We start from the raw sequence: 21,313 nt of genomic DNA, 5'->3' as shown, positions 1-21,313 counted from the left end.
TTACTTCCGTTGTCGCTCACCGATCGTGATTACCAGGTCTAGGGGTGCACCGCCTCGAATGAGGCGCACACTAACGGTTTTGCCCACTTGATCGGGGCCCAGGAGCGCGATGACTTCGCCGGTATCGCTGAGTCGGCTGCCATCTAGCGTGATCAGAATGTCGCCTAGTAATAGCCCAGCTTGCTCAGCCGGGCTGCCTGCTTCAACTGACACCACAATCACGCCGCCACTGCCCGAGAGCTTCAGCTCACTTTGTAAGCTATTGGGCAAGCGCACAGGCTGCATACCCACCCCCAGATAGCCACGAGCAATGTGTCCGGTTTTGAGCAGTTGGTCAACAACTCGCTCAATCGTGGCTAAGGGAATGGTTAAACCTAATCTACGGGCCAGCCCCAAAGTGTTGAGCCCAACGACTTGGCCTTGGGCATTAACCAGGGGGCCGCCAGAAAAACCAGGATAGAACGCCAAATCTGGACGCACGAACTGATCGATTTGGCCACCACCCCAAGTTCGCCAAGCACCGCCGAGCGAACTAACGACTCCCCAACTGGCACTCAGGCCACTGTCTGCGGATCGCCCCAGAGCCAGAACCATTTGGCCCACTTGCAGCTGAGCCGCATCGCCGAGTTCAGCAGTTGGCGAATCTGCCGAGTCAAACTTCAATAAGGCTAAGTCGGTTGAGGCATCGCGGCCCACCAGAGTGACAGGCACGGTGCGCTGGTCGGGTAGCGTAACGGTAATTTCGTCGTCACGCTTGAGCGTGTGGTCAGCAGTAATGACTAAACCCGGACGCCAGTGAATGCCACTTGAGGACATGCGTTGGCGGCCATTGACAATCAAGACGCTGCGACCGGCTTGCTCAACAGCATTAGCTAAGTGACTGGAAAGGGTCTGTAAAAGACTAGTTCCCTCAGAGGCCGATAGGGTCATTCTGGATCTCCATCCTTGCTGCTTCAATCGTGCCGCTACTCAGGCTTTGACGGTATCGGTTGAATTGCTAGAGTCGGACCTAGACAAATGGCTAGTAGACGCGACTGAGTAACCACGAGCAGCAGCAAAGATAAAGATGTTGATAGACTTCTGCTTAAGCAATCAGATATTAAAGGTCTTACATCAAATTGAAGCTAAGCTAAACACTTTAATACTCTAATCACTAATAAATTACTCCGCTGCTTTAGTGCTTAGAAGAGAGTGCTAAATTTAGAAGTTTTTGGTAACAACTTGGTCAGCAATTGTTGGCCAGCACCGCTGCACACGATGATCTGACGGCGACGGTCAAACAACAGAGAGCCAACCGTGAGAGCGCGTCCAGACTGCTTACGAATGTAGGCTTCGGCTCGCTGATCGACCTGCTCAGCCAGCGCCGCGTAAATCTGCTGCACTGGCTCCGGTCCTACGGCTTCGAGTAGATAGAGTAGGGCAGCATCAGTCGTTTCACTCCTGAACACTTGCTCTACAACTGTGGGCGGTAACCCGGCTAGGGCACAGTAAGCAGTCAAAATTTCTGCCCTGGCATCAGCCAGACTGTGGTGCGTATGGAAGATGCCGGCCGCTAACTTAATCAGCTTGCCGTGATACCCTAGCAACAACAGAGATTTGATTTCAGCTTGGGCGGCTGCAACCAACATTGCCCCTAACCAATTGGCTGTTTTGAGGGTTAGCTCTGGATTAATTCCCAATTGGCTCGCCAGATCCAAGCCGTTCTCACCAATGCAGAAGACTAGTGCGTCCTGTCTGGCATGGCCTGCCAACGCTGCCTGAAAGTCTGCTAACTGCTCGGGAGCGCTTAACGGTTGAGAAATGCCTGTCGTTCCTAACAGAGATAGCCCCTCAACCACACCGAAGGCTGCGTTTGAGGTCCGTTGCGCCAGCTTACGCCCTTCGGGCAAGATAATTTGCACTCGGGCAGAGCGGCCCTGCTGGGCTAGCAGGGGTTCTATGTTGGTCGCGAAAAGTTTGCGGGCGTAAGCGTAAATCGCAGGGCTACCATCAGCCTGGATCCCTAAGCCCTCCCCTCCTTCTAGCTGGAGGCGTGGCGCTTCCCCCTGCACTTGCCGTTGGACCTGCGCCCAGATCGGCGTGTTGCGCGTGAGGTCTAGATTGTCTCCTGGATCGCTGCGAGTGACCGCTAGAGCTGAATCTGGACTTAACCTAGCGACCTGCTCAATCTCGACTTCGACCGTGGTCTCAGGCTCGATCAAGTTGAGTGCTACCCGGTCGGTGGTAGCTCCTTGTAGGTGAAGCAGAGCAGCTTTGGTTGCGGCACAGGCGAAGACTGGCAGTGTATAGCCAGCACGGGCCACTAAAACCTCCAGATGGCGTCGCTCATACGGCACACCTGTACCATTGCCTCGCCATCATGAACGCGCACAATATCGGCACCTCCCATGATGGCGCTGGTGACCGTGGCGGCATTCCCCCAGATGCGCTCTTGAGGGTTGGGCTGATTGAGAATTTTGCCAATAAAACTCTTGCGCGAAGTGCCAATTAGTAAGGGCACCCCTAACGGGCGGAACTCAGTCAGTCGGCGCAGAATCTCCAAATTGTGCTCCAGCGTTTTGCCAAAGCCAATACCTGGATCCACCGCAACCTGAGAGCGGGGAATACCCGCCGCGACAGCCGCCGCCAGCCGCTCCTCCAAAAAGCTATAGATCTCGCCAATGAGATTGGTATAGCTGGGCTGTTGCTGCATAGTGCGTGGGCGGCCCAGCATGTGCATCAACAGAACAGGGGCTTCAAAACGCGCAGCAACCTTCAGAATCTCGGGCTCGAACCGTCCAGCCGAGATGTCATTAATCAGGTCAGCCCCAGCTTCCAGTGCAGCCTGAGCCACAGCAGCCTTGGTAGTGTCCACCGAGATCGGCAGGTCGAGGTGCGTACGCAGGGCCCGAATCACCGGAATCACCCGCTCAAGCTCCTCCGCCTCACTGACCTCAAGCGCCCCTGGACGGGTGGACTCACCGCCAACGTCGAGGATATCTACCCCTGCTACGGCCAAAGCCCGAGCTTGAGCCACCGCTGTCGCAGGCAGATTGAACTGACCACCATCGCTGAAGCTGTCTGGTGTCACGTTGAGGACACCCATGACATAGGTACGACTGCCCCAGTTGAACGTGTGACCTCGCACTTGCCAGGGCACCCGCTCCTTAGACGCGGCGATTATCGCCACGCTGGTGTATCTCCGTATTGCTTGACAGCGCGTGCACCAATATCCCGCCGATAGTACAGCCCGTTGAACTGGATGTGCTCAATCGCTGCATAAGCTTGGCCAATCGCCGCTTCAAGATTGGCTCCAGTTGTGGTGACGCCTAGGACTCGGCCTCCATCATTGAGCAGTTGCCCACGTTGCAGCTTTGTCCCGGCATGAAAGACCACTGCCCCTGCTTCCTCTGCCTTGGCAATCCCACTAACCAGCTGACCGCGTTCGAACTTATCTGGATAGCCATCAGCAGCCAGAACAACGCACACCGCTGCACCAGGGTGCCATTTCAGATCCACCTGATCTAGCCGCTGCTCCACGCAAGCCAGTAATAGCTCGTGTAATGGCGTTTCCAGTAGGGGCAGAATGGCCTGGGTTTCAGGGTCGCCAAAGCGACAATTGAACTCGATCACATAGGGGTCACCGGTTGGTGTGATCATCAGCCCCGCATAAAGTACGCCTCGGTAGTCGATGCCTCGTTTCTGAAGGGCTGCCAACGTCGGTTCGAGGATGGTAGTTTGCACCCGCTCCATCAAGCTATCGGTCAGGATCGGTGCAGGAGCATAGGCTCCCATGCCGCCTGTATTCGGGCCAGTATCCTGCTCACCAAGGCGCTTATAGTCTTGTGCAGGCAAGAGCGGCTTGACTGTGCGCCCATCAGTTAGGGCTAGCACCGACACTTCTTCTCCACTCAGGCATTCTTCAATGACGACCGTTTGTCCAGCGGCGCCAAACTGACCGGCAAAAGCTGCTTCGACAGCAGCATGGGCTTCTTCGATGGTTGCCGCCACCGTCACCCCCTTCCCTGACGCTAGCCCGTCGGCCTTGACCACAATTGGCGATCCCTGCTCTTGGATGTAAGCCTGAGCAGCGGCCGCATCCGTAAAGGTCGCTGCCCGAGCCGTTGGCACTCCGGCCTCTTGCATCAGCGCTTTGGCCCAAGACTTGCTTGCTTCTAGCTGAGCACCTGCACGGGTTGGACCGAAGATCGGCGACCCTTGAGACTGAAACAGATCAACAATGCCAGTTGCCAAGGGAAGTTCAGGCCCTACAACTGTGAGGCCGACCCCTTGCACTTGAGCAATGCGCAGCATGCCCTCAAAGTCATTCAGGTTTAAGGAGAGGTTCTGGCAGCGCGCCGATGACGCCGTGCCGCCGTTGCCAGGCACACAAAACACCTGAGTAACTTGAGGCGATTGCAGCAATTTCCAGGCTAGCGCGTGTTCCCGCCCGCCATTACCAATCAACAGGACTTTCACTAGCGTTTCACAGGGCCTCTAGGCCACGCAGAGATAGCGCTTCATTCTCTCATATCTGCACAATACCAGCGCGCTCAACCTGAGGCTCGAAGGAATGAAGCTTGAGCCAGAACTGAACCCCATCAAGCCAGCACCGCCACATCTGCCGCTGCCCCTACATTCACCAAGGTGACGCCGGGCAGGGTACGCTTCGCCAGACCGGTCAGCACCCGTCCGGGCCCTACTTCAACCAGTTGGGAAACTTCTAGGGCAGGCAGAGCCAGGGTGATTTCCCGCCAACGCACAGGCGAGGTCATCTGCTGGCCCAGGCGCTCCTTGAGTACAGCGCTTGCTTGTGCCGGTTGTGGATCAACGTTCGAGAGCACGGGTAACCGGGCGTCTTGAAAGGCTACATCTGCCAGCACTTGGCGGAAGGTTTGTGCTGCCTCTGCCATCAACGGCGAGTGAAAGGCACCACTGACACTAAGGGGTACAGAACGCTTGGCCTTCAACTGCTCACTGAGACTAGTCACGGCCTCTGGCGTGCCGGAAATAACCACCTGAGCATCGCTGTTGTCGTTGGCGATCACCACACCCTCGGTGGACTCAACCAACGCTTCTAGCTTGCTGCGGTCAAAGCCGATCAGCGCCGCCATGGTGCCCGATTGAGCAGCATCCATTAGCTCAGCTCGACGCTTAACCAAGCGTAAACCTGTGGCAAAGTCGAACACACCCGCCGTGTAGAGGGCGTTGTATTCGCCCAGGCTGTGTCCAGCGACCAAGTCAGGCTGCTGGCCTTGGGCCTGGAGCAAATCTGCCAGAATTGCTGAGATCGCAAACAGGCAGGGCTGAGTGTAGAGGGTACGGGACAACTGCTCTTCTGGTCCCTGGCAAATCTCAGGGACTGACCAGCCCAGAATGTTCTCCGCCTGCTTTAACTTCTCTGCTACCCCGGCCTGGTCTAACAAATCGCTGCCCATGCCGACGCTCTGCGATCCCTGCCCGGGAAACACCCACGCTGTTTTGGTCATTGCTCTGGTTCTGCTTTTTTTCTGCTGATTGAGGGAAGCTCTGATTGAGTAGAGAGCTTCCAATTGGGTTTAGTCGTTGGGCTTGGTAGCTTGTTGGACTTTGAGGTTTGGTTTAGCGAGTAGCTTGCTAGTGGTCTGCTTTCTTGGGGAGGTCAAATGCCCCAGCGGAAGACGACAGCACCCCAAGTGAGACCGGCGCCAAACCCAGAGGCGGCAATCAAATGCCCAGGCTGAATGCGGCCAGCCCGCACCCATTCGTCGAGGGCAAGGGGAATGGAGGCAGCAGAGGTATTGCCGTAACGCTCCAGATTGCTGACCACCTTGGCCGAGGGGATAGCCAAGCGATGGGCCACGGCATCAAGAATTCGCTGGTTTGCCTGATGGAGCAGCAGCCAATCTAGCTCTGCTGAAGCGAGGCCAGATCGGTAGAGTGACTTCTCTACTACCTCGGGCACCGCTTTCACTGCAAAGCGGTAGACCTCTTGACCGTTCATCGTGATCGGGGTCACATTGCCGCGACCGATACTAAGGTCTGGCGTGAGGGCTTGAGGCTCCGCTTGGCAGGCCATATTCAGGTGGTGGTGTCCACTGCCATCACTGCGCAACTCGAATCCCAGCAAGCGATCCTCAGAGTTGGCTTGCAGAACAACAGCCCCCGCGCCATCACCGAACAACACACAGGTCCGACGGTCCGACCAATCGACCCAGTGCGAGAGGCCGTCAGCGCCAATCAGCAAAACGGTTCGATAGGTGCCCGTGCGAATGAACTGTGCGGCTGTAACTAGACCAAAGATAAAGCCAGAGCAGGCCGCCGTCAGGTCAAAGGCAACCGCGCGGGTTGCGCCCAAGGCATGTTGCACTCGACTGGCAGTGCCAAAGCGATCATCGGCAGTTGAGGTCGCCAGCACAATCAGGTCCAGATCGCTAGCTGCTAGCCCTGCTGCTTCTAAAGCCTGGGTCCCCGCCTGAACAGCCAAGGTCGTTAAGCTCTCGCCTGGAGCTAGTAACCGACGCTGACGAATACCGGTTCGACTCGCGATCCACTCGTCAGATGTCTCCATCACCTGAGCCAGATCGTCATTAGTAACAGCCAGTTCTGGTGCTGCTGCGCCTGTACCTATTAGAGCGACCCCAGCCAAAGATCCATTGCTCAAGGCGTATCCACCCCAGTTGGTGCTGCGTCTGTTCGCCGATCCCGCTCCACTTGAGCCTGTCCCGCCAGTTGACTGCGGACCTGGTCTAATACTCGGTTGTCCACTGCCTCACGAGCCAGGCGAACCGCGTTGAAGATACCAGGAGCTTGGGAGCTGCCGTGGCTAATTATACACACGCCTGCAACCCCTAGCAGTAACCCACCCCCATACTCGGAGTGGTCCATGCGCTGCTTGATTCGGCGTAGGTTGGGCTTGAGTAGGCTGACTCCGACTTTGCCATGTAGTCCAACTGGCAGTTCGTCCTTCATCATCTGAAGCGCTACTTGGCCCACACCCTCGGCAAACTTGAGCAGCACGTTGCCCATGAAGCCATCACAAACGACGACATCAAATTGGCCCGAGAGCACATCCCGGCCCTCAGCATTACCTGCAAAGGGAATTTGCGGATTGGCCTGAAGCAGCTGGTGGGTCTGAATTGCCAGATCGTTACCTTTGCAGGCTTCCTCTCCAATATTTAGTAGGCCCACACGCGGTGTCTCTACACCCAGAACGTACTGGCTATAGACTGCTCCCATCAGAGCGAACTGCTCTAGAAAGCGGGGACGACAATCGACGTTAGCGCCAACATCCAGCACTAGAACTGGACGGCTGGCTACCACAGTAGGCAACAAAGCGCCAATCGCAGGCCGCTCGATGCCAGACAGACGGCCTAACCGCAGCAGCGCAGCCGCCATTGCCGCTCCTGTATGGCCTGCTGATACAACTGCATCCGCCTCGCCCTGTTTTACCAGGTTCATCGCCAGGTTAATCGAAGCCTTGGGTTTGCGTCGCAGGGCGCTCAGGGGCTCCTCATGCATGTCCACTTGGCCCTCGGCGGCAACCACATCGATCCCACGCTGAGTCGAATGTTGAGCAAGACAAGCGGCAATGCGATCTGGGTCACCCACTAGAGCAATATCAACGCCCAGCTCTTCCCGTGCCCTAACGGCACCTGTGACGACCTCGTCGGGGGCGTAGTCGCCACCCATTGCATCTATCGCAATCCGCACAGCATCTGTCCCGTTCCTAAACGCCCGAAGACAGAGTTCATATTATCAGAAGACCCTGTCTTGAAGACCTGGCCCTCAACCCCTGGCATCCTGCTTTTCGGTCTTTACAACTGGCTCAGCCAATCCGTTTTGCGAACCAGTCATAAGAATAAAGCTGAGCAATGAGTTGACCAAGTGACTGATCAACTCATTGCTCAGCTCGGGTAACTGATGTGAGAAAATTCAGTGAGAAAGACCAACAGCACCCCAATAGTGACAATCCTGGCAGGGCAACGCAGGGCAGTCTGCGACCAGCTCAGGCTCTCAGGGTCTGACTGGTTATTCAGCTCAGTGATAGGTGCACCGAAGCAAGGAGCTTGCTCAAGCAACTGACCTGACTGACTATTTAAGACCAGCAGCCAATTGCAGAAGCAGGGTTGGGCTACCTTCGCAGTGGTACTTATCTGCCCAGGCTCGCAGCAGCTTATCTAATTCGTTGAGGGCTTCCTCGACTTGATCAGCTGGTACATCTAGGGTTTCTAAGGCCCGGAAGGTGTGAGGTGCACGATCCACCCAGGCATTGAGGAGACGGAAATAGCTGGCTGTGTCCTCAATCATGCTGAAGACACGCTCCTCCCGGCTCTCTGGCGAGTAAGAGGTCTTGAGTAGCACGTACAGGGGTAGACCCCGTGAAATATCGATGCGCTCAACTGTCCGCGAATAGATCAAGCGGTCCCGAATGTGATCGAGTAGGGGTTCACTGAGAGGCTCGCGCTTGGGCAGTGGCAGAGCTTCTTGGGACCGGCTGTGTAGGAACTCGATGAGTTCCATCAGCTGAATCGAGTTGATTAGACGAGCTGGGGGCAACTCATCAGGAAGATCGCGCTCGATTTCTGATTTTTCGCGAGGAGTCAGATGCGTCCCAACAATCCGGGGGGCACCGGCTTGCCAGGGATGCTGCTCTAGCCAGACGTAAGGAAACTGAATTAGATATTCGGGTTCTTGGGAGCCCAACATCTTCAGGAGTTTGCCCTCAGCTAGTGCCTGGTCAATCTCCTTAACGATGACTTTGACACGCTTGGGTTCTAGGTGGTGCAGACGGCCTGTTCGGCGCAGGTTCTGCTCCTCCTCCATGTAAGTGCTGTAGATTGCACACTTAGCCGCTGTTGCAGCCGCGTCAAGAAAAGCACCATGTCGGTGCCCACCGGTTTTTAGGGCACTGAAGGCCAGATACATGAGGATCTGGTCCATTGCGCACGGCTTGAGGCGCTGCATCAGGTCGCGGTCTTCTTTCATACCTAGAGAATACACACGCCAGAGAGAAAAATTGCAGGAATTGAGCCCATTAAACTCCGATTCAGGAGATGTTGGCGGAAGCTAGCGCAAGGCTAGCATTGAAGCGACGTCCACTGCCTCGCTCATCCTCTCGGGAGTTGGTAGAAGTGGAGCGACTGGTAACGAGGTGATAACTAACACCAGGCTGAGACTGCTGAGCCTGGCACGGGTGGCCCTTTGAGCAGGCGTCGGGCAGGGAAAGAACAGTGGTAGGCCACATGAAATAGTGTCTCCGGACATGTTGAGGAGGGGCGGAGCTGGAAAGCGCACCCTTTGTTCACCTTTCAGAGGCTGGCTGGAGAATCAGGACAACAAGTCCCGTTCTCCCAAAACAGCTCTTGCCGGTTTATGAAAATCAACAATGCAGTTAATACTGCAGTCAGCAATTAAGGCTAGCTGTTGAGACCTACTAAGCACTCATCACCGAGCAGATCTAGCGATTTCCGTAGAAAGTTGTCAGGAATGGGTTGAGAGAGTAGCGCTACTCTATCTAGCAGGCGTTGGCTAGCGCTAAAGCGCCCTGTTTAACTAATGCTTTACTCAATTGGTGGGTAGTAAAAAGCTAGCGTTTTACAACCCCTCAAGATAGATACAACCTCTTATTTGGGAGGTTAGAGATATATACGGAAGTGAAACGGTTGCTCAGGACAGCTCGAATCTCCTGCACAGGCTTGAATGACAGGGCTAGCGCCCGCTGCCGCGTGCATCTAGGCTCAGTTGGATGGGGGCTAGACCAAAAACAGTGATAGACAGGGACATAATCATCTCCGACCAAGTGAAGTTAAGTTGCACGGTAAAAGCAACCTTTGACCCACTTTTCGGCAATGACTTAAGCCATCAGGATAGATACAGCTTTAAGCATTAACTTTTCAATTTCTCCTAGTTCTATTAAAGTCAGATAAAGTCGGCCCCTACAAAGCGGATATTTTTCTAGCCATCAGTAAAAGCCACTAAACAGTAACGACTATAACTACGCAATTTGACAGATCGAAAGCTAGAGTGCTTATGTCATCAATAAAAATTTTAGATAAAAGCACTGATTAACTCAACCTTAAGCGAAGCCGCAGTTGTGGAATCTGCGGATATGGGAGAACTGAGCCGATACTAGTAAGATCCGCTAGCTAGGTCTATAAGACGAGCCGTTGCCAACTAAGCTCACCGCTTACAGGTTCAAATTGCCAGTGAAGAAATGTTGCAGGCTGCCCTGATTCAAGTCCAGGCAGACCAATCGCCTGACGGGGGGCTAGCGTCGCTAGGGCAATAGCAGCCTCTGGTGCACAGAGCTGCCAGCGCACCAGGTTTTGCACCCCTTTGAGCAAAGGCAGGGTGGTGCCGGCTAAGGTGCCATCTGGTAGCGAACAAGTGCCCTCTTTGACTTCAATCTGCCGCTCGTCCCAAGGATAAAGACCATCTGGCAGCCCCAGGGGCGCAAGGGCATCACTGACCAGAAACAGACCATCACTGACTCGCAGAAGCAGAGCCAACATGCGTGGGTGAACATGCACACCATCAGCAATGCAGCCACACCAGATGCCCGAGGTGGTTAGGGCGACGCCTAAAAGTCCTGGCTGGCGGTGGTGCAAGCTTGGCATCGCGTTAAAGGCATGGGTGACCATGGTTGCACCCTGGTTGAAAGCTTGTTCTGCCTGGTTGGTATCGGCTTGGGAGTGCCCGAGGCTAACGGTGATCCCCTGACTGCGCAAATAGGCAATTGACTCACCTCTGGGATCTAGCTCTGGGGCTAGGGTCATCAACCGCACTGCCGAGCTGTATTCGGCCAACAGTTGTTGGATCTGGCTGACCTCTAGCGGCAATAGATAGGCTTCTGGATGTGCGCCTCGCTTAGCAGGATTCAGAAAGGGGCCTTCAAGATGAGCGCCTAGTATTTGCGCTCTTGGGGCTCTTTTGGCTATGGATTCTTGAGGTGTGCCTGCCTGGGGTGCCTGAACCAAATTCTGCTCGGCTAGCCACTGAGAGATCACAGCTAGGGCGGAGTGAGTTTGCGTGGGTGAACAGGTCACCAGGGTTGGCAAAAAGGCGTCAACCCCTTGCTGCCACAAAAACTCACAGATTTCTGCCAGTTTGTGCGCGTTCGCTTGGTTCAGGTCTGGAAAGGCTAATCCTAAAGCCCCATTGATTTGCAGATCTACAGCACCTGGAGAAAGCCAGCCTAGGTAGTCTGGGCTGCCCTCAGCAGGGGTGATCGACTGAATGATGCCCTGATCGATCTGAAGCTTTTGTAGTCCTGAGTGGCCAATGAGATGGGCAAGCATTTCAGACAGGCGCGCACTGCAAAATCCAATCCACCGCAGCACTCAAGTTCGAGGCTGTAAAGTCGGGCTCAATGGCATGTTGATAGTGACCGCTTAGCACCTGTTCGCCAAAACCCGTCTGCACTAAAACGCCGCGACACCCTGCATTATGAGCGAGGTCAATATCAGTCGCCTTGTCGCCTACCATAAAGCTGCGTTCCAAGTCGAGATCGTGGTTCCAGGCAGCAGCAACCAGCATGCCAGTATTTGGCTTACGCCAGGTTGACCAGTAAGCAAAGTCGGGTTCTACGCCTCCCTCAGGGGGGCTGAGATAGGGGCAATAGTATTCGGCGTCTAGCCAAGCTCCCGCTTCCTGCTTGAGCAATTGATGCAACCGGCTATGCAAGGCATCAACATGGGAGGCCGGGTAGTAACCTCTGGCTGGACCCGATTGATTAGACACCAGACAGCAGAATAAGCCCTGTTCGTTGAGTCTGCGCACTGCCTGGGCGACTCCGGGCATCAGCCGCAGGTCTTCTAAGTGATACAGGTAGCCGGCTTCTTCATTGAGTACCCCATCCCGATCCAGAAAAACTGCTACCCGTCCCACACACACTCCCAGTTTTCGCCTTAAATCTGCTGCTTTCCCTGTAGAAGCCTGTAGAAGCTTGTCCCCAGCTAACCTACCACGAATGGCAGAAACGTTAGCTCAAAGCTAGCTAGCAACCTCTGAGCGGAGAGTTTTACCATCAGCGCTAAGCTGGCCATTGCCATTGATTAGTATCAGGGCTGCTGCCTGAATATTGGAACTACAACTTGACCCGAATGATTCTGAATACTGGCAGAATGCTCACTTAAACGAATGTCTCAAAAACGCCTAAAAGCAATACCTGAAAACGCTCAGCCTAGAGCAACAAAATCAATCAAAAGAAAGCGAGAAAAGCCTAAATGTAATACATCGGATCGACGTGCTGGCGAGCATCCCGCTGTTCGCAAAGCTCTTTTAGCGTATAGCGCTGTAAAACTTTTCGGGCTGCATGTTGAGCCTCCTGACAGATTTCAGAAACAACAGCACTCTCCAGCGTTGAAGCAGCCAATTGATCTCTACTCTCAACTCCCTCTAGAGAATTTAAAACATCCAAAAGTGTAATTCGCCAGGGCTCACGAGCTAACCAGTAGCCACCTTTGGCACCCCTCTGGCTTTGAATCAGCCCTTGTGTACAAAGCAGAGTTAATAAACTCTCCAGATAACGGCTGGGGATTTGCTGTTGAACCGCGATTTGGCTCAACGACAGAGGCTCCCCCCGGTCGTAACGGCTGGCAATGGCCACAAGAGCTAGCAGGACGTACCTAAACCTGCGAGGTAACTCCATTGGATGTCAGCTTCCTCTCCTGGGTTAACAAGCTCCTTAGTATAGTACGGTTTGTCGAGCGATTTTTAGGGCTTTCCTGAAGGACTGTCCGGTTTACAGTGAGATTGAACAGTGATATTGAGGAGCGACTACCCCGGGAAAGACTAAGACGTAAGGGTTGGACTGGTTCAGAGAGCCTCTGTTGCTATCCGAGTGCTAGCTGAAAGCAACCAGGCCGAGGGCTGATTGTTGACTTAGCACCCGCTGTGTGGTCTGAATAAGCAACCGTTATTTCATCGTCTGGTTTCTACATGCCTGTTGGCTCTCTAGAATCCCTGCGGGTTATTGGCTTAATCAGCGGCACCTCAGTGGACGGCATTGATGCAGCTCTGGTTGAGGTGGCGCCGAACTGGCAGATCAAACTGCTGGCTGGCGAAACTTTTGCTTACCCTCCGGCTCTACGCCAGCAGATCCTGGAGGTCTGTGATGGGGCAGCATTGACGCTAGTGGACCTGGCTGCGCTAGATGACGCCATCGCTGCTGAATTTGCGCGGGCAGCTCGCAGATTAGGACCCGCTGACCTGATTGGCTCACATGGGCAGACGGTCTATCACCGCCCCGCAACAGCGCAGAGCCTAGGCTATAGCTTGCAGTTGGGGCGAGGTGAAGTGATCGCCCGTCAGACTGGCCTACCAACAGTGAGCAACTTTCGAGCAGCGGATATTGCTGCCGGTGGCCAGGGAGCGCCGCTAGTACCCCTGGTGGACTGGCTATTACTCACGCACCCACAGAAGCGGCGCTGTGTGCAAAACCTGGGGGGCATTGGCAATGTGACTTGGCTGGATGCTGGTGCGGCGGCAGCAGACGTGCGCGGCTGGGATACAGGACCCGCTAATGTGCTCCTCGATCTAGCCGTGCAGCAGTTGAGCGGTGGCAAGCTAACCTATGATGCCGATGGGCAATGGGCTGCGCAAGGGACGCCGGATCTAGCACGGGTTCAGGCTTGGCTTGAGGCAGATTATTTTCACATCCCACCGCCGAAATCAACTGGGCGGGAGTTATTTGGGCTGGCCTATGTTGAGCAATGCCAGGATCTTTCTGCTGCTGATACCTTGGCAACACTCACTGAATTCACAGCTCGCTCTATCGTCCATAGTTACCAGTCTTTCCTACCCACCTTGCCGGATGAGGTGCTGCTATGCGGGGGCGGTAGCCGCAATCCTACACTTCGCGCTCGTTTGCAGGCCTTGCTGGCTCCAGTGCCCATCCTGACCACTGACGCGGTTGGCTTGCCCAGTGACTTCAAAGAAGCGATTGCCTTCGCAGTGCTTGCCTGCCGCCACATGCGCGGCGAACCGGGTAACCTGCCGCAAGTAACCGGAGCGAACCGTCCAGTTATTCTGGGACAAGTGCATGGGATTGAGGGCGCAGGAGTTGAGGGTGCAGGAGTTGAGGGAGCCGAGATTGAAGGGGCAGCAGATACCTAGAGCGACACCGAGACGTCCCGGTTGCGTAACGTTTGCTGGTTAGTTTTGACCACCTAACCAGAGCCGTCAAAGCCTAACCAAACCTTAGTCAAAATCGGTGGGCCAATCCATATGCCGATAATGCTCAAACAAACGAGCAATTTGGCCAGGAGTCACTCGGCCAAGGGAAAGCTCTGGCAGCGCTGTCTCTGCAAAGAACTCTGCTCCATCCGTCTCGATACTGCTGCTGGGAGTTCCGCTTAGGAGTTCACAGATGAAGAATACTTTGTAGACGTGGTGAACCAGTGGCGGATGGGGGTGGCGACTGCGGTCATAGAGAGCAGCTAGTTTGAGCACTCGCGTATGGTATCCAGACTCCTCAGCGATCTCGCGAACAACCGAGTTTCCGGGCGACTCTCCCACATCCGCCCATCCACCGGGCAGGGTCCAGCAGCCGTCTTCCCGTTCCTTCACTAACAAGATGGTGTTGTCTCGGAATACGGCCCCGCGCACGTCTACTTTGGGCGTGGCGTAGCCAACCTCGCCAGCAAACAGCTCACGAACATAGGTCGGTTCGACCCCAGTATGTGCTGCCATGATCTCGCTGGCAATCTCGCGGATCTGGGTGTAGCGTTCGAGGTCGAAAGGACTGTCAGCGAAGGTCAGGCCATTCTGAGCAATTGCCTGGAGTTGCTTGGCCCATTCCAGCCACTTCGGTTCCATCAGTTCCTTCTGCTTGCGACCGCAGTAATCGCTTAGTTATCGCTTAGGTATAGCTTGGGTATGGCTTGGACTACAGTTCCGAATCTTCGGAGGTAGCTTCCTTGGGTTTACGCTCAAAGACCTGAATATTGGGCTGCTCTAGAATGAACCCCTTAGGAATGGGCGAGCCCATCTGGCCAGTGATCACAGCGACCCACTGCGGATAGTTAGCCTGGGCGTCTTCGATTTTTTTGAAGACTTTGGGCCTGACTGTGATGCGCACTTCTTTGACGCCAACATCGACCAGAAATTGCTTCCACCCGTTGTCTACGGTCTTAATTTCGTCGGGGAACTGGTTGATCTTGATCGTCACTTCCAGTTTGCCGCTTACCGGTGGACCCGGCTCTTTCAGAGGGGTCTGAGCTTCGGGTTGGGCTGTACCTTCCGGCTGTTTGCTATCCGCACCTTTGCCGGTTCGCTCGCCCTTCGCTTTAGAGGCACGCTGATTAGAGGCGCGTTGAGAGTCCGACGGTAGCCTGTCGGCGGTCTTAGGCGTCACGGGCGGCTCAGCCGCAGCTCTTTGCGCTTTATTAAGAGCCTCAGCCAAAGCTGTTCTGAGGATCGCAAGCCTGCCTTCTAACTGCGAGGACCGAGTTTGCAAAGCAGTCCGCTTGGCAGTAATGTCGGCGCTTTCCGGCCCACTATCGAGAGCATCTAACTGGTGGTGAATGTCAGCTAAAAGTGACTTGCACTGCCAGATGTGGCGGTGGAGCTGAGTTGCTTGGGTGCTGCTGCTAGGAGTTGGAAGCACAGAGGACAACGCTGAACGACGCAGTAGGGTACTAGTGTACTTGTGATTGAGCTTGTGTTTGAGGAAGGCAATGAACGAGAGCAGCTGGTTCGTGCAGGGATTAGTCTGTCTGAACCTGTTGCTGCTGGGGAGCTTGCTAGTGGCTACCAGGGCGAGGGGAGTCGCTTTTGTGGTAGGCAATCAAAGGCAGCGGGTCATTCGCTATCAACGCATCATTGAGCTCAGCCATCAGATTCATCCTCAAATTCCTCAGTGGCCTGGTGACCCGCCGGTTGTGTTTGAGCCGGTTGCTGAGCTGGCAAAAGAGGGTTACTACCTGCGGCGTTTTTCGATTGGGGAACATAGCGCTACGCACATGAACGCACCCAATAGCTTCTACCGCGAAGGAACGGGCATTGACGCCTACTCAGCTGAGTCGTTGGTGGTTCCTGCAATTGTGATCGATATTCGAAACAAAACAACTACAGATTCTGACTATACTCTGACGCAGGCTGATGTGTTGGCCTGGGAAGAACAATACGGTCGCCTTGCCCCAGGTAGCGTGGTGCTGCTACACACAGGCTGGCAGACAAAGTGGGCGGACCCTCATGCTTTTTTTAACCAGGATGCTGAGGGTGGTTCTCACTTTCCGGGCTTCAGTGGTGACACCACTCGCTTCTTGCTAGCACGCGGCATTGCCGGTGTCGGGATTGATACCCACGGGGTTGATTCGGGGCAGGACGAAGCATTCTCGACTAACAAGCAGGTCTTGGCCCAGTCAGGCATTGTCTTGGAGAACCTGACCCAGCTTGACCAGTTGCCGGCGAAAGGAACAACCTTAGTCATAGGCATTCTGCGTTTGCAAGATGGTTCTGGGTCACCAGTTTCAGTGCTGGCTTTTGTGCCCTAAGCCAATAGCAGGAAGGCTGCTGAGCCAAGGTGGTTCAAAATTGGTTATACCAGAAGCAGTTCCCTTTAAATTCTTAGATAGCAATATGAGTCGTCATACAGTTCAGGCTGGCTGGTTGCTTTCCCTTTTGAGTTTGGCAGTCTTGGCTACTCCTCAAGTGGCTGGAGCCTCAATTTTGACGTTGGAGCAAGCAGAAAGGGCGAGTTCGGTTCAGCTTAACAAGCAGTTCCCCTCGGACCAGAGACTCAGACAGATTGAAATTGAAAATCGGCAGCGCTACGAATCTATCCGACAGCAGCAGAACGCCGATCAGCAAAACCTTGGCAATCGCATTCGTCAGCAACAAGACACTAATGACAGGCAGATTCAGGAGCACTTGCAACGGCAGCAAGATCTGCACCGGCGCGAAGACCAAAGACAGTGGCTGCGATACGAACGGGAACGTGTACGTAACCGCCGATGATGGGCTGACGCTCTATGGTCCTTTCTAGCTAATTGACCTAACCCCTGATAGGGACTAGGCTGATTGGCTATTGTTCAGCTGAAGTGGTGCAGTTCAGCTGTCCTGAACTATTGCCAGGAGACTGACTTTAGCTCAGAAGACCTCACCTGATCAGGTGAGGTCTTCTACTCATAAATAATCTAGGCTGAGTGAACTTTGCACTCTGCTTGAAGGTAGCTTCTGAACTCTCGAAATTTCTCTTTAGGCTCCCTCTTTAGCGATGGCTTATTTGAGTTGTTTCTAAGCAGTTTCCCTGAGCCAGACTAACCACAGCAGATGACCGCGTATTGGCGATAATTTAGCTCGGTAAAATTCTTCACCGCTACAAACCCGCTCTATGGTCCGTCAACATATCACTGACCCTTGGCAGCCAAAGCCAAAGCCATTTCTGGCCTCAAATTTTAACCAACACTCAGCTATTTTCCCTGTTCTAGATCTTGGCTCACAATCGCTTAAGAAGACACAAGCTGATAGTGCTAAGCGAGAATCACCGTTCCATTACGACTTCAGCTCAGTTTCCGTCCACACCAATTCTCTTCAGCCCAAGTTGATGTTGGGTTCAGTTAGCGACCAATACGAGCAGGAAGCAGATAGGCTCGCCACGGAGGTCGTGCAGCGAATGCATTCGGCTCCGTCTCAGACTGCTCAGGCTACTCCAATCGAGAAGCAGCCAGAACCTGTTACACCTCTGCAAATGCAGCCGTTAGTACCCCATTCCAGCACCCAGACTACAGCGCTTAGCCCAGCTCTAGAACGCTCTGTTTCCCAGGCTCGTGGTAGTGGACAAACAATACCAGACAGCCTTTGTCAACCCATGGAGCGGGCATTTGGCGCTGACTTTGGCGGAGTGAGAGTCCATCTTGATGCCCAAGCAGATAGGCTCAATCGGTCCTTGCAAGCGCGAGCCTTTACAACTGGTCAAGATATCTTTTTTAGGCAAGGTGAATATAAGCCTGGCACGATTGGGGGTCAGACACTAATTGCGCACGAGCTAACTCACGTGCTCCAACAGAGTAGAACCACAGGTCCTGCCTATCTCCTGCGTAAAACAGCAGGTGAGGTGATGACGGAAAAAGCGAATCAATGGCTCTCGACTGACGCTGATTTGAAGGCTGAAGTCGATGTTTTGAAAGTCGCCCTGCGGGAAATTAAAGCGGGTCAATCAGTCGCCCTGAATCGAGGAGCCGGGCTTACTAGAATTGGCAGAGCGGCAACTCTTTTGAGCTTGAGTGCGGCGGCGAAAACTCAGCTTGAGGCAGATTGGACCTGGTTAGTAGACAACCATGCCACCGCAGCTCAGGCAAGCTACAAGGCGAAAGAGAAAAGCTTCTTCGCCACAATGAAGAGCCCGCTCACGCAGCTAGGCACCTCTTATCCTGCTAGCCATACAAAATACTGGCTAAAAAATACAGCGCCGCAGATTGTTGACATCATCTATAGCGTTGCTGATGTTGAACTACCGGCCGATCAACTATATGCCTACGCGCAAAAGGAAGGTCTAGTCGATTATGTGCGTGATGAGATCGGTTTGGATAGAACAGACACTCCATCAGCAACGCAATTGCAGGGTGTTAGAACCGATCAATCCATTTCTGGTTTCGATTACCTGGGTCTAGATGATTACGAAACCGAACTTAGCAACAAACGGGCCCCTCTAACTACTTTTTTGCCGCCTAGCTTCGACCGTTCTAAAGTGAGGCCTTTAACCGAAATCAACGAAAAAGGCCGCGCAGTTAAATCTGGAGATTTTCCGAATCTGACGATGGCCATTCAAGCTCTAGCCGCGATGATGAAACGTCGGCGCAAGCTATTTCAGGATGATGCCAAAATCAGAGGTTATACGGCCCCAACTCAGGATGAATTAGTCTACTGGACTTATGTTTACTTCAATGTTGGAGAGTTCGGCGCTCAACAACAATTGGAACAGCACAAAGGCAAGCGCACCCTTTCCGATTGGATTACAAAGGGTTCCTATCCCAATGCCATTAAATTGCTACAAAGCTATCAAATGCTGAGAGACATGGCTGTCTTTTAACTTTGACGAGGAGATCCGAAAATAAGCTCAACTTTCAGAATGATAAAACTGACCGATAGAGATTTTGTTGACAAGCTTGCTCCTACTGGTTTAGCTTTTGATTTATGCTGTTATTCACAATATTTATTGTTTTTGTTGCTGACTTTTTAGTGGCTTTCTTAGATAATCGAGCGGAGCTTCTCAAGACATTTTTCTATGTTTTCTAGCCTTTACGTGTTGGTGGTACTGCCTTTTGTCTTTGCGTTCGTGCTTGGCTTTTCGCTCTACACGGTTGGCAAGAACTCTAGCCCAACTGAGACAGCGGCAGAAACTCCGCCCCAAGTTTCAGCTCAATTATTGAAGCAACTTAGGGAGGAAGGTTATCTGGAGTCGAATGGCAAGCTCAGAACTGAGGCACTGGCGAAGGCTCTCGATGGCTCCTTGGCTCCAGCCTCCAACACGTAACAAATAAACATAAACCTAGATAGCCACCGCACAGATGGTTAAGGTGGGCTCATGTTTTGAGGCTGAGCTACATCGTTAGACCCGTCGCTAACTGACTGGTTATTTGGCTGTCACGGATTGTTTATTTAGACTGGCCTGGGCCGCTAGTAGGGGTTGATGAGCTGATTGCTTGTGGGCTATCTTGACCTGCATTTAGCTTTGATGTTTCTAATTGAGCAGGCCAAAGGGGCTTGAGTTCAATGCCCAATTGCTCCTTGATCTGTTTTTTTGACCAGTCTACAGTTACCTTGAACGGCCATAACAGAATATCTGCCGTTTTTTGTAGGAGCAGAGTAGGTGTAGGTTCTTCAGTGTTCAACCAGCTGCGAAAGGCACGGCCACTTTGAAAGCCAACACTCCAGATCCAAACGACCACTACCACTGCCAAGAGAGTCAACAAAAAAATTAGCCGGACTATCTGCCTGAGCAGAACCCAAGTTCTACTGGCAGCGTTTTTATAGGTTAAAGCTGTGCAAGGATCCGATAGAGTAGCCCATAGCTCAGTCGCCTGCTCAAAGATAGGATTAGTTGAGAGGGAAGAAACTTCCCCACTAGAGGCTGCCATCGTTAGGCTTGCAGATTTCATGAGGTCTACTCGCGGCTTTTCCGCTCAATACAGGTGGTCTTAATCCTACGGCTGTTTAGCGCTATCGCCGGTCAGCTGCCCGCAGTTTAACCCAGGAATTTAACTCAGGCGAATTTTAAAGGGTGATGAACGATGATTACAGATTTAGGCAAAATGTTTACAAACTAGACAGTCTTGGTAGCAGAGCGCTATTTTAGCCATAGTGTTGGCTAGTGTTGGCTTCCTCGCCCCCTCTACGTTTACGTAAAGACAAGTATGTAAAGACAATTGTGCAATTTGCAATATGTTCAGCTGTAGAGCTTAAGCTAAGCTGTCTCTGCTCCTTTAAAGGCCGTCACAAAAGCAGTCATCGAAGCAAGGATATCAGCCATGACTACCTTCCCCGGTTCGCCTCGTCTGCTTAAAGGGACCCTTGTTGCCGTCGATCCTGACTCTAGCCTAGTACTCAGTACCATTCCTTTTCAGTACAACCCAGAGAGCCTCAGCCGCACTCTCCAGGTGCAGGCCACTGAGAATGAAGGCGCCCGCAGTGAGGCGTTACGCCTTCAGGGGGCTCCAATTGAAACCTTCAAGCTAGATATAGAGCTAGATGCGACAGACCAGCTTGAAAAGGCAGAGGGAATTGCAACTCGTCTGGGAATTTATCCGCAACTTTCGGCACTAGAGATCCTGATCTATCCAGATAGCAGCCGACTGACCACAGCGATGTCTCAAGCAGCTCGGGGGGCATTAGAAATTATGCCGATGGAGGCTCCTTTAACTCTTTTGGTGTGGGGCGAAAAGCGAGTTTTACCTGTACGTCTGACAGACTTTAATATCACGGAAGAAGCATACGATGTTAAACTTTGTCCCATTCGTGCGAAGGTCGCTCTAAGCCTGAGAGTTCTTAGCTATAACGATTTGCCTTGGAACCAACGAGGGGCTAAGCTGTTCCTTGCTCATCAGCGAGGCAAAGAACGGATGGCGAGGCAAGGAACTACAGGTAACCCTGCTTCCCTCATTGGGGTTAATGTTCGACAGCGCTTGTAAATTAATTCTTGAGTTGTAATGTTTAATTAACTGCACAGTAGCGTCAAGCATTACTCTCGAATGTTGACCCTGACTGATGACTCAAGCAATAAATACATAGCGGAGTAGTTAAGCGCTCTGTTACAACTAAGGCAAAACAGTTGTCTAGATAAATCTTTCAATTCTCACTAGCTAATTCTCGACGATTAATTTGCCAATATTTATTGACGTTTATCAATATC

20 protein-coding genes are annotated in these 21,313 nt (G+C 53.2%); 6 read left to right on the top strand and 14 right to left on the bottom strand.

The window, feature by feature from the left end; translation table 11 throughout:
* From H6F94_RS03155 to H6F94_RS03105, 11 genes are all read right to left on the bottom strand, one after another.
* Positions 1-930 (bottom strand): S1C family serine protease, encoded by a 930-nt coding sequence (locus tag H6F94_RS03155; protein ID WP_190800790.1) that lies wholly within the window; start codon positions 928-930, stop codon positions 1-3.
* Between the two features lie 251 nt (positions 931-1,181).
* Entirely contained in the window at positions 1,182-2,336 is a 1,155-nt protein-coding gene (cbiD, locus tag H6F94_RS03150) for a cobalt-precorrin-5B (C(1))-methyltransferase CbiD (RefSeq protein ID WP_313949209.1), read from the bottom strand.
* Entirely contained in the window at positions 2,303-3,169 is an 867-nt protein-coding gene (folP, locus tag H6F94_RS03145) for a dihydropteroate synthase (RefSeq protein WP_313949208.1), read from the bottom strand. Before folP ends, cbiD begins: the two co-directional genes overlap by 34 nt.
* The gene (purD, locus tag H6F94_RS03140) at positions 3,160-4,458 is read right to left on the bottom strand and encodes a phosphoribosylamine--glycine ligase (RefSeq protein WP_190800789.1); all 1,299 of its coding nucleotides are present in this window, start codon (positions 4,456-4,458) and stop codon (positions 3,160-3,162) included. Before purD ends, folP begins: the two co-directional genes overlap by 10 nt.
* A 122-nt stretch (positions 4,459-4,580) precedes the next feature.
* Positions 4,581-5,468: an ACP S-malonyltransferase gene (gene fabD, locus H6F94_RS03135; protein ID WP_190800788.1), complete on the bottom strand. Its 888-nt coding sequence runs from the start codon at positions 5,466-5,468 to the stop codon at positions 4,581-4,583.
* 152 nt (positions 5,469-5,620) lie between these two features.
* Complete coding sequence (locus H6F94_RS03130) at positions 5,621-6,622, bottom strand: beta-ketoacyl-ACP synthase III (protein ID WP_242040960.1); 1,002 nt, start codon at positions 6,620-6,622, stop codon at positions 5,621-5,623.
* Positions 6,619-7,671, bottom strand: a complete 1,053-nt coding sequence (gene plsX, locus H6F94_RS03125; RefSeq protein WP_313949207.1) for a phosphate acyltransferase PlsX — start codon at positions 7,669-7,671, stop codon at positions 6,619-6,621. Before plsX ends, H6F94_RS03130 begins: the two co-directional genes overlap by 4 nt.
* Positions 7,672-8,052: 381 nt before the next feature.
* On the bottom strand, positions 8,053-8,946 hold the full coding sequence (gene hetR / locus H6F94_RS03120; RefSeq protein ID WP_190800787.1) for a heterocyst differentiation control protein: 894 nt from the start codon (positions 8,944-8,946) through the stop codon (positions 8,053-8,055).
* 1,166 nt (positions 8,947-10,112) lie between these two features.
* Positions 10,113-11,258, bottom strand: a complete 1,146-nt coding sequence (gene nagA / locus H6F94_RS03115; RefSeq protein ID WP_190800786.1) for an N-acetylglucosamine-6-phosphate deacetylase — start codon at positions 11,256-11,258, stop codon at positions 10,113-10,115.
* Position 11,259: 1 nt separating this feature from the next.
* On the bottom strand, positions 11,260-11,847 hold the full coding sequence (locus H6F94_RS03110; RefSeq protein ID WP_190800785.1) for a D-glycero-alpha-D-manno-heptose-1,7-bisphosphate 7-phosphatase: 588 nt from the start codon (positions 11,845-11,847) through the stop codon (positions 11,260-11,262).
* 334 nt (positions 11,848-12,181) lie between these two features.
* Positions 12,182-12,610: an RrF2 family transcriptional regulator gene (locus H6F94_RS03105; RefSeq protein WP_190800784.1), complete on the bottom strand. Its 429-nt coding sequence runs from the start codon at positions 12,608-12,610 to the stop codon at positions 12,182-12,184.
* A 290-nt stretch (positions 12,611-12,900) separates the two neighbouring features.
* Here H6F94_RS03105 and H6F94_RS03100 point away from each other — a divergent pair, with 290 nt between their 5' ends.
* Positions 12,901-14,076, top strand: coding sequence for an anhydro-N-acetylmuramic acid kinase (locus H6F94_RS03100; protein ID WP_190800783.1), 1,176 nt, complete (start codon positions 12,901-12,903; stop codon positions 14,074-14,076).
* Between the two features lie 84 nt (positions 14,077-14,160).
* Here H6F94_RS03100 and H6F94_RS03095 read toward each other — a convergent pair whose 3' ends face one another.
* Together H6F94_RS03095 and H6F94_RS32030 are read right to left on the bottom strand one after the other, a co-directional pair.
* A complete protein-coding gene (locus tag H6F94_RS03095; RefSeq protein WP_190800782.1) occupies positions 14,161-14,778 on the bottom strand; it encodes an NUDIX hydrolase in 618 nt (205 codons plus the stop codon).
* A gap of 70 nt (positions 14,779-14,848) precedes the next feature.
* Positions 14,849-15,568 (bottom strand): hypothetical protein, encoded by a 720-nt coding sequence (locus H6F94_RS32030; protein ID WP_242040959.1) that lies wholly within the window; start codon positions 15,566-15,568, stop codon positions 14,849-14,851.
* Positions 15,569-15,638: 70 nt separating this feature from the next.
* Here H6F94_RS32030 and H6F94_RS03085 point away from each other — a divergent pair, with 70 nt between their 5' ends.
* From H6F94_RS03085 to H6F94_RS03070, 4 genes are all read left to right on the top strand, one after another.
* A complete protein-coding gene (locus H6F94_RS03085; RefSeq protein ID WP_190800781.1) occupies positions 15,639-16,457 on the top strand; it encodes a cyclase family protein in 819 nt (272 codons plus the stop codon).
* 85 nt (positions 16,458-16,542) lie between these two features.
* On the top strand, positions 16,543-16,920 hold the full coding sequence (locus tag H6F94_RS03080) for a hypothetical protein (RefSeq protein WP_190800780.1): 378 nt from the start codon (positions 16,543-16,545) through the stop codon (positions 16,918-16,920).
* 589 nt (positions 16,921-17,509) lie between these two features.
* Positions 17,510-18,994 (top strand): eCIS core domain-containing protein, encoded by a 1,485-nt coding sequence (locus H6F94_RS03075; protein WP_242040958.1) that lies wholly within the window; start codon positions 17,510-17,512, stop codon positions 18,992-18,994.
* 195 nt (positions 18,995-19,189) lie between these two features.
* Positions 19,190-19,438: a hypothetical protein gene (locus H6F94_RS03070; RefSeq protein WP_190800778.1), complete on the top strand. Its 249-nt coding sequence runs from the start codon at positions 19,190-19,192 to the stop codon at positions 19,436-19,438.
* 121 nt (positions 19,439-19,559) lie between these two features.
* Here the strand turns inward: H6F94_RS03070 and H6F94_RS03065 are convergent, their stop codons facing one another.
* A complete protein-coding gene (locus H6F94_RS03065) occupies positions 19,560-20,063 on the bottom strand; it encodes a hypothetical protein (RefSeq protein ID WP_190800777.1) in 504 nt (167 codons plus the stop codon).
* A gap of 369 nt (positions 20,064-20,432) precedes the next feature.
* Between H6F94_RS03065 and H6F94_RS03060 the strand changes: the two genes are divergently transcribed.
* Entirely contained in the window at positions 20,433-21,092 is a 660-nt protein-coding gene (locus H6F94_RS03060) for a CIS tube protein (RefSeq protein ID WP_190800776.1), read from the top strand.
* The last annotated feature ends 221 nt before the right edge of the window (positions 21,093-21,313 follow it).

The sequence above is a fragment of the Leptolyngbya sp. FACHB-261 genome, assembly GCF_014696065.1.
GTDB lineage: Bacteria > Cyanobacteriota > Cyanobacteriia > FACHB-261 > FACHB-261 > FACHB-261.
Note: the sequence above shows the minus strand (reverse complement) of the source record. Positions and strands in the feature narration are given on the sequence as shown.